General features: G+C 39.7%; 10 protein-coding genes. 2 read left to right on the top strand and 8 right to left on the bottom strand.

All coding sequences use genetic code 11. The features are described from left to right. Positions 1-34: 34 nt before the first annotated feature. Positions 35-937 (top strand): hypothetical protein, encoded by a 903-nt coding sequence (locus EG365_RS09770; RefSeq protein WP_002001381.1) that lies wholly within the window; start codon positions 35-37, stop codon positions 935-937. An 83-nt stretch (positions 938-1020) separates the two neighbouring features. Here the strand turns inward: EG365_RS09770 and htpG are convergent, their stop codons facing one another. The 5 genes from htpG to EG365_RS09745 form a co-directional block, all read right to left on the bottom strand. Next, positions 1021-2940: a molecular chaperone HtpG gene (htpG, locus tag EG365_RS09765; RefSeq protein ID WP_001294942.1), complete on the bottom strand. Its 1920-nt coding sequence runs from the start codon at positions 2938-2940 to the stop codon at positions 1021-1023. A gap of 102 nt (positions 2941-3042) precedes the next feature. Next, positions 3043-3396 carry a lysozyme inhibitor LprI family protein gene (locus EG365_RS09760; RefSeq protein ID WP_001080202.1) on the bottom strand — a complete coding sequence of 118 codons (354 nt, stop codon included), beginning with the start codon at positions 3394-3396 and terminating at the stop codon, positions 3043-3045. Between the two features lie 184 nt (positions 3397-3580). Then, on the bottom strand, positions 3581-4162 hold the full coding sequence (locus EG365_RS09755; protein ID WP_000475285.1) for an OmpW/AlkL family protein: 582 nt from the start codon (positions 4160-4162) through the stop codon (positions 3581-3583). Between the two features lie 326 nt (positions 4163-4488). Further along, positions 4489-5913 (bottom strand): Na+/H+ antiporter family protein, encoded by a 1425-nt coding sequence (locus EG365_RS09750; RefSeq protein WP_000994938.1) that lies wholly within the window; start codon positions 5911-5913, stop codon positions 4489-4491. 104 nt (positions 5914-6017) lie between these two features. Then, the gene (locus EG365_RS09745) at positions 6018-6896 is read right to left on the bottom strand and encodes an alpha/beta fold hydrolase (protein WP_001987811.1); all 879 of its coding nucleotides are present in this window, start codon (positions 6894-6896) and stop codon (positions 6018-6020) included. A 117-nt stretch (positions 6897-7013) separates the two neighbouring features. On the opposite strand from EG365_RS09745, the gene EG365_RS09740 reads away from it, so the two are divergent. Next, positions 7014-7511, top strand: coding sequence for a DUF4442 domain-containing protein (locus tag EG365_RS09740; RefSeq protein WP_000996189.1), 498 nt, complete (start codon positions 7014-7016; stop codon positions 7509-7511). Between the two features lie 28 nt (positions 7512-7539). On the opposite strand, the gene EG365_RS09735 is transcribed toward EG365_RS09740, so the two are convergent. The 3 genes from EG365_RS09735 to rpoC form a co-directional block, all read right to left on the bottom strand. Next, entirely contained in the window at positions 7540-7896 is a 357-nt protein-coding gene (locus tag EG365_RS09735; RefSeq protein WP_001034851.1) for a YMGG-like glycine zipper-containing protein, read from the bottom strand. A gap of 213 nt (positions 7897-8109) precedes the next feature. Further along, entirely contained in the window at positions 8110-8475 is a 366-nt protein-coding gene (locus EG365_RS09730; protein WP_000738603.1) for a hypothetical protein, read from the bottom strand. A gap of 167 nt (positions 8476-8642) precedes the next feature. Continuing rightward, positions 8643-12836, bottom strand: coding sequence for a DNA-directed RNA polymerase subunit beta' (rpoC, locus tag EG365_RS09725; RefSeq protein ID WP_000653927.1), 4194 nt, complete (start codon positions 12834-12836; stop codon positions 8643-8645). Between the last annotated feature and the right edge of the window lie 6 nt (positions 12837-12842).

Here is a 12842-nt window from a genome sequence, read left to right as displayed (position 1 = left end):
ACGAGCTAATTTTTGATTCCTGATCTTCAGAAAAATGAATCAATTCTCTTCTTTTTCATTTGAATATAGATCTACTGCCTTACTTTGCATTTATAGCTTAGGTATGCTGGTTTTAATTCCTCATATACAGCTTTTTCCTACTTCTTTGAAACACTCACGCTCTACAAGGCGAACCCTGTATTCGTCTGTGGTTACTCTCAAAACAAAAAGTCAGTCTGTATCTTTTTTACATTCACCATGCGAAGTAGAACCAAGTCATAGTTCAGATACCGCACTTATTCAGGACCTGATGGCTGTATTTGGAAATGATACGTTGTGGAGTCGCGCAGCCCAACATAAACATCCTTATAAAACCTTTGGCAAGATCAAGAAGAAAGCTTCAACTCCTCATGTTTCAGAAAATAATCCGCTCACAGCAAGTTGGAATACCATTTCAACCTGGATGCCATTTGAAAATGATCTTGATCTAGGCTCAAACTCGGAAAGTGATGTTTATGTACAATTTCTTGCCAAGAAAAAATGGAATTTACGACATAACATTAGTCTAGATACTGAACAAATTTTCCGATATGGTTCGACTAGCCGGAATTACACTGAAACGACGCTGAACTTAACGCAGAAAATGCAAGATAACACATTATTTTCCAATACATTTAATGTAAATAAGAGTGGAAAAGAAGATTACAACTGGGGGAATTGGACTTTCCAACAATTTGAATTTGTAAAAGATAATCGTCTGACTTACGGTATTTATAGCGGTGGTGTATATGCCAATAATGATATCCGCCTAAATAGTTGGGGACCTTATATTTCATGGCGTCAACCGATATGGAGAGATTGGATTTTTATGCAAAATGATCTTAATTTCTTTAACTATCTTGATGATGACCCCAAGCATCAGCTCAGTGTCCAAATGAATCTAGAAGCTAATTTTTAGACAAAAATCATCAAATTGTGGATAACTCTTTCTTTATCCACAAAAAAGCCCCTGATAATTCAGAGGCTTTTTCTATTGCAAAATTATTTTAGCAACAAGCTATTAATGCGCTTCACATAAGCTGCCGGATCTTCCGGTAATCCACCTTCTGCAATCACCGCCTGATCAAAAATCACATTCGCCAAATCATCAAATTGTTCTGAACCTTCAAGTTTTTTCACTAAAGGATGCTCAGGGTTAATTTCTAAAATTGGCTTGATTTCAGGTACGGCTTGCCCCGCTTGTTTGAGCATACGAATAAGTTGAGGAGACAATTCCCCTTCACTAGTCACTAAACATGCCGGAGAATCTACCAAACGAGTCGTTACACGGACTTCTTTGGTTTTAGCCTTCAATGAGTCACTTAATTTCTCAACAACAGGTTTAAACTGTTCAGCCGCTTGCTCAAGTGCCTTTTTCTCTTCAGCATCTTGCAAGTCACCTAAATCAACTGCACCTTTAGATACATTCTTCAATGGTGTACCGTCAAACTCGTGAACAAAGTTCATTGCCCACTCGTCAACACGCTCTGCCATTAATAATACTTCAATGCCTTTTTTCTTAAACAACTCCAACTGTGGAGAGTTCTTAGCAGCAGCTAAACTTTCAGCAGTCACATAATAGATAGCTTTTTGGCCTTCTTTCATGCGTGCCTTATAGTCCGCGAAAGAAGTTGTTACTTCATCATTTGTGGAAGTTGCATAACGTAATAATTTTAAAATACGTTCGCGGTTACCGAAGTCCTCACCCAAACCTTCTTTAAGAACTGAGCCAAACTCAGTGTAGAACGTTTTAAATTTTTCTTGGTCTTTCTCATCTTCAGATTTAGCTAAGCCATCAAGCAAAGTGAGTACACGGCGTGCGTTACCTTCACGGATTGTCTTAACATCACGGCTTTCTTGCAACAACTCACGGCTGACATTAAGCGGTAAATCAGCGCTGTCCACGACACCTTGTACAAAGCGTAAATAGTTTGGAATTAGATTGTCCGCATCATCCATAATAAATACGCGTTTTACATACAGCTTAATTCCTGCTTTTGCTTCACGTGTAAAAATGTCATGAGGTGCTTTACTTGGAATATAAAGTAACTGGGTATATTCCGTACTACCTTCTACACGGTTATGTGCCCATGCAAGCGGAGCTTCAAAATCGTGAGTTAAGTTTTTATAGAACTCAACATATTGCTCTTCAGTCACTTCACTCTTGTTACGTGTCCATAGTGCACTTGCCGAGTTAATTGCTTCCCACTCATCTGTTTTGACCATTTGGCCGCCTTTAGGCTCCTCACCTTCAGCAACCTCTTCTTCTTGCCAAACTTCTTTTTGCATTTCAATTGGCAAGCTAATGTGGTCAGAATATTTATTAACGATTTGCTTAACTTTATAAGACTCTAAATAATCAAGCGCATCATCACGTAAGTGAAGAATAATGTCAGTACCGCGTGAAGCTTTATCAATTTGCTGAACTTCAAACTCACCTGTGCCACCACTAATCCAACGCACCCCTTCAGAAGCATCTAGACCTGCGCGACGTGATTCAACTGTAATTTTATCAGCAACAATAAAACCTGAGTAGAAACCAACACCAAACTGACCAATTAACTGAGCATCCGCTTTCTGGTCACCCGTCAATTTTGACATGAAATCTTTAGTACCTGATTTTGCAATGGTACCCAAGTTATCAATGGCTTCTTGTTGGCTTAAACCAATACCGTTATCAGAAATCGTTAAAGTTTTATCTTCTTTATTTAAGCTGATTCGTACATGTAAATTAGGATCATTTTCATAATATTCAGGATGATTAATTCCTTCGAAACGCAATTTATCACAAGCATCTGATGCATTAGAGATAAGTTCACGTAAGAAAATTTCAGGGTTTGAATAGAGAGAATGCGTCACTAAATGTAAAAGCTGTGCTACTTCCGCTTGGAAACTATAATTTTGTGATGCTTGTTCACTCATAAATCACTCCTTAAATTTTGAAGTCTGTTTGTTCTAGAATGCTTTATGAATGGAGTACTTCTAGAATTTTTCAATCCTGAATATTAAAAAATTTTTCTCTAATTAAAATGGTCCATGGCTTAAGACCCTATCTTGTAAAATAGTGTCTAGTTGTTTTTGTCTTTGTTGATATGCCTTAGAAATACAACTCACATTAGCTGCACAAGCATTTCTTTTTTTCAGCCATTGCTGCTGTGTATCTTTTTGATTATCACGTCCACCCATTGGTAGTGCATGTAAAACAATTTGATATGTCGTTGCCATTTTGACATCGGCATCATTTAAAGATCGGTTCTTACAAATACTGAGTTCAGTCTTTGTTTTTGCAGCATTGCAAGAGAAACTAGCAGCTTGCAAACTATGCGTAAAAGCTAAACCACTAAAAAGTGCTAGCCCCATGGCAAATTTTCTATTCATCATGTTATTCCTTTAAAAATGTATAAAAAATAGTTTAGAAATAAAGAGCGGTAAAATATGTATAAAACTGTCTATTTTATGCGTTTTTTAGTGAGAACCATGAAATAAAAAACCTCACATAAAAAGCTATGTGAGGTGCCTGAATCTAGGTTTATTATTATATTCTTTCTATTTATTATTATGCTTAGAATTTATAGCTATAACCTAAAGTGTAAACAAACGGGTTAATATCTAAGTCAAATTTAGCACCATTTGTTAAAGTAACTTCTGGACTAATATCTGCATAACGAACATCTACAAATACTCCCCAATTTTTAGCATCAGCAGGTTGGAAATTAAAACCAACTTGGCCAGCTACACCAAAATCTTCTTTTACTTTGTCAGCTACGCCTTGTTCATCCCAAGGAATAAATGCTGTTGCCCCGATACCAATATACGGTGTAAAACGAGTCGAGTTTTTAAAATGATATTTCGCGGTAATTGTTGGTGGCAATTGTTTAATACGCGCTACTTTCTGACCATCTAATAAAACATCATGATTAACCGGCGTTGCTAATAATAATTCTGCCGAAAATGGAGTTTGACCAAAAAAGTATTCTACTGATGGAGTAAATGCATATTCATGGTCTGCCTTTACCACACCTAAAGCAGTTGTTGTGTCTTCCGATGGAGCAATAACGCTACCCCCAAATTTTACTTGCCAATTACCAGCAAAAGTAAATGAAGACACCCCCATTAATGCAACAACTAATACTTTCTTGAACACTTTAATATCTCCAACCTTATTTATATTTATAATAAACATTTATTTTAAATTGATGCAACACCCATTATAAAATTATTTTTATATTTATTTTTAAATAACTGTTTTAAATAAAATTATATATTAACCAACTATTTTAATTGGTTTTTATTCCAACCTAATTAATCAGAATTGTTTTATATAACCAACCTTTTTAATAAACTTTAAATCCCGAGTATTTTAATATAGTTTATTCCAAATACATGTTTTGTTTATACCATAAAAAAACCTCCTTAATTATTATCTCTAGATAAAAACTAAGGAGGTCTTTATTTAATATTTTATAAAAATTATAAAACCATGGCTGCAATCCAACCAAAAATTAATAGCGGAATATTAAAGTGAATAAATGTTGGTATCACAGTATCCCAAATATGGTCATGTTGCCCATCTACACCTAAACCTGCTGTTGGTCCTAAGGTAGAATCAGAAGCCGGAGATCCAGCATCACCTAAAGCAGCAGCTGTCCCGATAAGTGCAATTGTCGCTAACGGTGAGAAACCGAACTGGACACATAAAGGTACATAAATAACAGCTAATACAGGAACACTTGAGAAAGATGAACCTATACCAATCGTGACAAATAGGCCAATACAAAGCATTAAAAATGCAGCAAGCGCACGGTTATCACCAATGATTTCTACCACGCCTTTAACCAATTGGTTAATATCTCCGGTATGAGTCATAACCGAAGCAAAACCGGCAGCAGAGATCATAATAAAGCCGACTAGAGCCATCATTCTCATGCCTTGTACAAAGACATCATCTGCATCTTGCCATTTAAAAATGCCTGCCGTAGAAAGCACTGCAAAGCCCACTAAACCACCCAAGATCATTGAGCCGGAATAAAGCTGCGCAACTAAAGTGAGTCCAATAGCCAGTAAAGCCATAAAAATTGTTTTTTTAGCAATAACAGGGCCTTGCTCTGCCTCATGTTTAAGTTCTTCTGCGTCTGCTTTTAAGTCTGCTGTTTCATCTTGTGCAGTTGCACGAAGAGGTTTATCTAAATCAATTGTAGTTACAGGGCTTATCGAACGGTCAGCATAAATTCGTGGCTTACGGTAACTGATAAATACCGCAACCAAGGTGCCTAGAACCATTCCCAAAACTGGAATTGCCATACCAATAGGCATCATGCCACGTTCTACATGTAAACCATAAGCAGCACCAATTTTGTTGATATTTCCCATCAAAATCTGTTCAAGGAAAATCGCACCAAAGCCAACAGGTAAGAAAATATATGTCCCAACCAAGCCTAAAGTAAGAACACAAGCTGCGGCGCGGCGGTCTAATTTTAAATGGTTCATTACCCGTAATAGAGGGGGAACCAATACGGGAATAAAGGCAATATGAACTGGGATAAGGTTCTGAGAGAAAATAGCTGCGATCAGTAAAATACCTAATAGTAAATATTTCACTTTAGTTTCTCGGCTTTTCCCCGCTTCCATTCCCAATAAACCAATCAGTTTATGGGCAAGTAAATCGGGTAATCCAGATTTTGAAAGTGCCAGAGCAAATGCCCCTAACACTGCATAGGCAAGTGCAACCTCAGCACCATCACCAAGACCAGCGTTAAAGGCTTCAACAGTTTGAGAAAGGCTTAAACCCGCTACGAGGCCGCCCACAATGGCAGAAACCACTAAAGTCAGTACGACAGAAACGCGCGCCAGTGATAATAAGAACATCACTGCAATCGCAATAACGACAGCATTCATGAATAAGTTCAGAGCAAAACAAAAGGCGATATTCTACCAGATTCACCTCTATGAAGCCGAAAATATCGCCGAATTACCAGTTTTGTATATTAAACAGTCACTTATTAGCTCTGCGAGTTAATAAACTGGCGAATATGAGCTGCCACTTTTTCAGCCTGACTCAAAATCGCCCAATGATTTGCTTCAAGCTCAACATATTCGAAGTTTTCAACCCATTTTGGCATCGCTTCTGTAATATATTCTGGGCTGACAAAAGTGTCATACTTTAAAATAATTGCTTTAACTGGACATTGCGCATAACGCTGACGAGGACGAGTTAAACGTGGAATAAAATTCGCACGATATAAGTTAATACCGTATTTCCCATCTGAGGAAATATTACTATTTAAAGGCAAATTATCTTTTCGCTCTAAGTCATTTAAGATCTTACCCCACTTCTCTGGACTAAACAGCGACCATACAGTTGGAGCAATTAGCGGTAAATGGAATGCTCCGATATACCATGATTTTGTGAGTATTTTTAGGATCTGTGCAGGTGATGTTTTAAACTTCTCTCTTAAGAAAAGTGCCGCATGATCCAAACATGGACCGGAAATTGTTGTATAAGAGAGTAAACGGCCTTTAAATTTAGGTTCTGTTGCAGATTCCCAAGACTGAATTGAACCCCAATCATGCGCAGCCATATGGAACTGTCGATTTGGGATTACCTCATCTACGACTTCCTGCAAATCTAAAGATAAACGTTCTAAACGGTAATCTCGTATCCGTTTAGGAATAGAGGATAAGCCTGCCCCACGGACATCATAAGTCACAATATAAAAATCATTGATTAAATGCTCAATGACCGATTCCCATACTTCCTGATTATCTGGATAACCATGCACTAACACTAATGGAGTATTTTTCTCATCACCCCAAGCTTTGGCACACAAGGTTTGTTGATCACTTGTCGTTACGGCATAAATCTTTGGCTGCATAATCATTTCCTATTTTGTTTTTCAATCGATCATGTCGTTAATCGGATAAAGCATTGCCATCAATATAAAAAAGATGATACTTATCTAGTATGACCAGTGTTGCAATAAAAAAAATTGACTATTATGGCTATTTTAAAAAAACTTCAGAACATTCCTTCAATTTCCAAATTCTTATTTAACCATTACCCACCTTACCGTGGAGCTGGAATTCATATTGAAGTCATGAATTTAGAGCTCTGTCATGTTCGGGTAAAAATGCCACTTACTTGGAAAAATCAAAATCTGGTAGGCACTCACTTTGGCGGAAGCCTTTATTCAATGGTTGACCCGTTTTATATGTTGATTCTTATGCATCATCTCGGATCAAAATATATTGTTTGGGATAAAGCAGCTGAAATTAATTTTTTATCACCTGGCCGAAGTACCGTTTATGCTGACATTCGAGTTGATTTAGCAGAAATCGAACAAATTCGTGAACTTGCCGAAAACTATGCTCCTGTTCTTAGAACATATCATTTAAATATTTTCGATGAATCAGGTGTGAGAATTGCTGAAGTCCAAAAGACACTTTATATCCGACGTAAAAAAGCAAAGCCTTCTACTAATAAAATAAGCGCCTGAAGGCGCTTATTTTTCATTTCACTTATTTTTATTTCTTTTCTTCAATCGCAGCACCAGCACCGCCGCCGATTGCGCCACCAATTGCAGCACCTGTATCACCACCTATGATTGCTTTACCAACGACCGAACCAATACCTGCACCAATCGCACTCTTGGTTGTAGTTTGTTTACTGCCACCTTGAGTATTAGAACCCACACCTGCACCTACCGCAGCACCTAAGCCTGCACCGATACCACCACCAACATGGTTACCAAGACCGCCACCCAATGCACCACCCGCTGCTGCTGCACCAATACGCTGGTCAGACGGACTCATATTTTGACAGCCGGTGAACATAACTGTAGATAATATGACAGTAGATATTAAACCAATTTTTTTATTCATGACCGTACTCACTCCTTTGGGCTTTAATCAAAGCATAGTCTTCTTTTATGGGGAATTTGATCAGTTTGTGTTATTGCACTGTCGTAATTAATAGATATTTTGTAAAGCCAATTTATGCACAGTGATGAGTTAAATTTTCATCTTTTAAAAACAGATAAAAAAGAAGCTCTTAATGAAATAAGAGCTTCTTTTTTAATATAGTTAGAGGTAGTTTTAGTACTTACCTTTTTTCTCTTCATAGGCTGCACCAGCACTACCACCGAGTGCTCCACCTGCAGCAGCACCAGCGTCACCACCAATCACTGCACCCCCTAAGATTGCCCCAACACCTGCACCAATCGCACTATTACGTACTGTTTTACTGCTAGAGCCTTTAGCATTAGCGGCAACACCAGCACCAAGCGCTGCTCCTAAACCTGCACCAATATTACCGCCTATATGTTTACCTACGGCACCACCTGCACCACCACCGATAGCTGCCGAACCAATACGTTTGCTTTCTGGGCTAGCATTTTGGCAACCTACAAATAGAGTAGTTGACATTAAACCAACACCTGCAATCATCATCATTTTTTTCATTAAAAGCTACTCCTCTACTCAGTTGCGCCTAGAATAGTATGCTTTCATGGAGGGTTTTCCCCCATTAAGTAATAAATTAAGAGTGCTTTAATAGACTTTTTGTAAAAATGGCTTATTTTTTCCACAAAAAAGGCGCCCTAAGGCGCCTTTTTAATGCAAGTTTAAGCTTAGAATTGTTCTGAGTTTAAAGCTTGGCTAAATGCTTGGTCTACTTCGCTGAAGTCATTGTGAAGAGCATGTTCTGCTGCTTCCGCTTCTTGACGACGACGCTCTAAGTGGTATGCAAGACCAGTACCAGCTGGAATCAAGCGACCCACTACAACGTTTTCTTTCAAGCCACGTAAATCATCTTCTTTACCTGTTACAGCCGCTTCAGTTAACACACGAGTTGTTTCCTGGAACGATGCAGCAGAGATGAATGAGTCAGTAGAAAGCGATGCTTTCGTAATACCCATCAATTGACGTTCAAACTTCGCAGGGAACTTGTTCTGCGCCAAGACAGCTTGGTTCTCTTGAACAACACGGATGTAATCCACTTGTTCACCTTTGATGAAGCTTGTATCACCACCATCGATGATATCAACTTTACGCAACATTTGACGTACGATAACTTCAATGTGCTTATCGTTGATTTTTACACCTTGGAGACGGTAAACGTCTTGAACTTCGTTCACGATGTAGTTAGTTAAAGCAACTTCACCTTTCAAGCGTAAGATGTCATGTGGATTTTGTGGACCATCAGAAATGGTTTCACCACGGTTCACATGTTCACCTTCAAACACGTTGATTTGACGCCATTTTGGAATCAACTCTTCGTAAATTTCAGAACCGTCATCTGGAGTAATCACTAAACGGTTCTTACCTTTGGTCTCTTTACCGAAGCTTACGATACCAGACACTTCTGCCAAGATCGCATGTTCTTTCGGCTTACGTGCTTCGAACAAGTCAGCAACACGCGGAAGACCACCGGTAATATCACGAGTACGTGAAGATTCTTGTGGTACACGACCGATAACGTCACCCACACCAATTGTTTCGCCGTCGCGAACAGTCACAATTGTGTTTTGTGGTAAGAAGTAGAACTGTTCACCGCCATCAGTTGTATCTAATACGATTGCTGGACGTAAATCTTTACCAGAAGCAGGACGTGCTGTTACAGGCAAGATTTCAACAGTTGTCATACCAGTTGCATCATCAGTTTTAGATGTTGCAGTTACACCATCAGCAATTTGGCTGAAACGTGCTTTACCAGCAACTTCTGTTACCAATGGATGCGTATGCGGATCCCATGTCGCAACGATACCACCAGCCTCAACAAGCTCACCATCTTTCAACAAGATGCTCGCACCGTAAGGAAGTTTGTAGCGTTCACGCTCACGGCCTAACTCATCGGCAATACCAATTTCACCTGAACGTGAAACTGAAACCAAGTGGCCTTTCGCATGTTGTACAGTTTTTACGTTATGGAAACGTACAGTACCTTTGTTACGTACTTGAACACTGTTTGCAGCAGAAGTTCGGCTTGCAGCACCACCCACGTGGAACGTACGCATTGTTAACTGTGTACCTGGTTCACCGATTGACTGTGCAGCCATTACACCTACTGACTCACCTGGGTTTACCAAGTGACCACGAGCAAGGTCACGACCATAACATTTCGCACATACACCGAATGTTGATTCACATGCGATTACAGAACGTACTTTAACTTCATCGACACCAGCCTCTTCAAGCTGAGCCGCGATTTTCTCGTCAATTAACGTACCACGAGGTAATACAACTTCATCATCAGATGCACGACGTACATCTTCAGCAGTTACACGACCTAATACGCGGTCACGTAATGGCTCGATGACATCACCACCTTGAATGAATGGAGTCATCACTAGACCACCACTTGTACCACAATCTGGCTCAGTAATTACTAAGTCTTGTGCTACGTCTACAAGACGACGAGTCAAGTAACCAGAGTTCGCAGTTTTCAATGCAGTATCGGCCAAACCTTTACGCGCACCGTGTGTTGAAATGAAGTACTGGAGTACTGTCAAACCTTCACGGAAGTTCGCTTTAATTGGAGTCTCAATAATCGAGCCATCCGGTTTTGCCATCAAACCACGCATACCTGCAAGCTGACGAATCTGAGCCGCACTACCACGGGCACCAGAGTCAGACATCATATAGATACTGTTGAATGATTTTTGCTTCTCGTCTTCACCTTGTTTGTTTTTCACAAGTGTATAAGACAAGTTATCCATCATTGCTTTAGCAACTTGGTCGTTTGTACGCGCCCAAATATCGACAACTTTGTTATAACGTTCACCAGCAGTTACGAAACCTTGTTCGAACTGTTGTTCGATTTCACGAACTTCTGTTTCCGCTTTGTCAATAATTGTGTGTTTCGTAGGTGGAATTAACATGTCTTCCATACCTACAGATACACCTGAACGAGTCGCTTGACGGAAGCCCAAGTACATTAATTGGTCAGCGAAGATAACTGTATCTTTCAAACCAAGTTTACGGTAGCAAGAGTTGATTAACTTAGAGATGTTCTTTTTAGTCATCTCAAGGTTGATCATGTCAAAGCTTAAGCCTTCTGGAACAACTTCCCAAAGTAAGCAACGACCTGGTGTTGTATCAACAATAATAGTTTGCTGTTCACGCTCACCATTTTCATTGATAACCGTTTGATGCACACGTACTTTAACACGAGCATGGATCGCAACTTGACCAGTTGCAAGTGCACGGTTTACTTCGTGAGTATCCGCAAACACCATGCCTTCACCTTTCGCGTTTACTGCATCACGAGTGATGTAGTAAAGACCCAAGACAACGTCCTGAGAAGGAACGATGATTGGCTCACCGTTTGCTGGTGACAAGATGTTGTTTGTTGACATCATCAATGCACGAGCTTCTAACTGTGCTTCAAGTGTCAATGGAACGTGTACCGCCATTTGGTCACCGTCGAAGTCGGCGTTGAACGCAGCACAGACGAGTGGGTGAAGACGGATTGCCTTACCTTCAATAAGAATAGGTTCAAATGCTTGAAGACCTAAACGGTGAAGTGTTGGCGCACGGTTCAACATTACTGGATGTTGACGAATTACAGATGCAAGAACGTCCCAAACTTCCGGGGTCTCACGCTCAACCATTTTCTTCGCAGCTTTAATGGTTGTTGCCTGACCTGAAGCTTGTAATTTCGCGAAAATGAATGGCTTGAATAATTCAAGTGCCATTTTCTTCGGAAGACCACATTGGTGAAGACGTAAAGTAGGACCTACAGTAATTACCGAACGACCAGAGTAGTCAACACGCTTACCTAACAAGTTCTGACGGAAACGACCTTGTTTACCTTTGATCATATCTGCCAAAGATTTTAATGGGCGTTTGTTAGAACCAGTAATTGCACGACCACGACGACCGTTATCAAGCAACGCATCTACAGACTCTTGTAACATACGTTTTTCGTTACGTACGATGATGTCCGGCGCTGCAAGGTCAAGAAGACGCTTCAAACGGTTGTTACGGTTAATTACACGACGATATAAGTCGTTCAAGTCAGAAGTCGCGAAACGACCACCTTCAAGTGGAACTAATGGACGTAAATCTGGTGGAAGTACCGGAAGTACATTCATTACCATCCATTCTGGCTTGTTGTTTGAGTCTTTGAATGCTTCCATCAATTTCAAGCGCTTAGACGCTTTTTTCAACTTCGTTTCAGAAGTTGTTTGAGGAATTTCTTCACGTAAACGTGAAATTTCAGCTTCAAGGTCGATGTCTTTCAACAAGTCTTGAACTGCTTCTGCACCCATTTTTGCAACAAATTCGTCGCCGTGCTCTTCTAGAGCAGTAAAGTATTCTTCATCATTAAGAAGTTGATACTTTTCAAATGGTGTCATACCAGGATCAGTAACAACGTATGATTCGAAATACAATACACGTTCGATATCACGAAGTGTCATATCAAGTAATAAACCGATACGGGATGGTAACGATTTTAAGAACCAGATATGTGCAACTGGAGAAGCAAGCTCAATGTGACCCATACGTTCACGACGAACTTTTGCTGTAGTTACTTCAACGCCACATTTTTCACAAATGACGCCTTTGTATTTCATACGCTTGTATTTACCACACAAGCATTCGTAATCTTTTACTGGACCAAAGATTTTGGCACAGAACAAACCATCACGTTCTGGTTTGAACGTACGATAGTTGATTGTCTCAGGTTTTTTAACTTCACCATGAGACCATGACTTAATCATTTCTGGTGACGCAAGACCAATACGGATACGGTCGAACTCAACTGGTGCATGACCATCTGAGTCCGTTTTCTTACGCATGATATCGAGCAAGTCTTTCAATTTTTT

This window comes from Acinetobacter sp. FDAARGOS_494, from assembly GCF_003812225.1.
Lineage (GTDB): Bacteria > Pseudomonadota > Gammaproteobacteria > Pseudomonadales > Moraxellaceae > Acinetobacter > Acinetobacter baumannii.
This window is presented reverse-complemented; position numbering and strand designations above follow the sequence as displayed.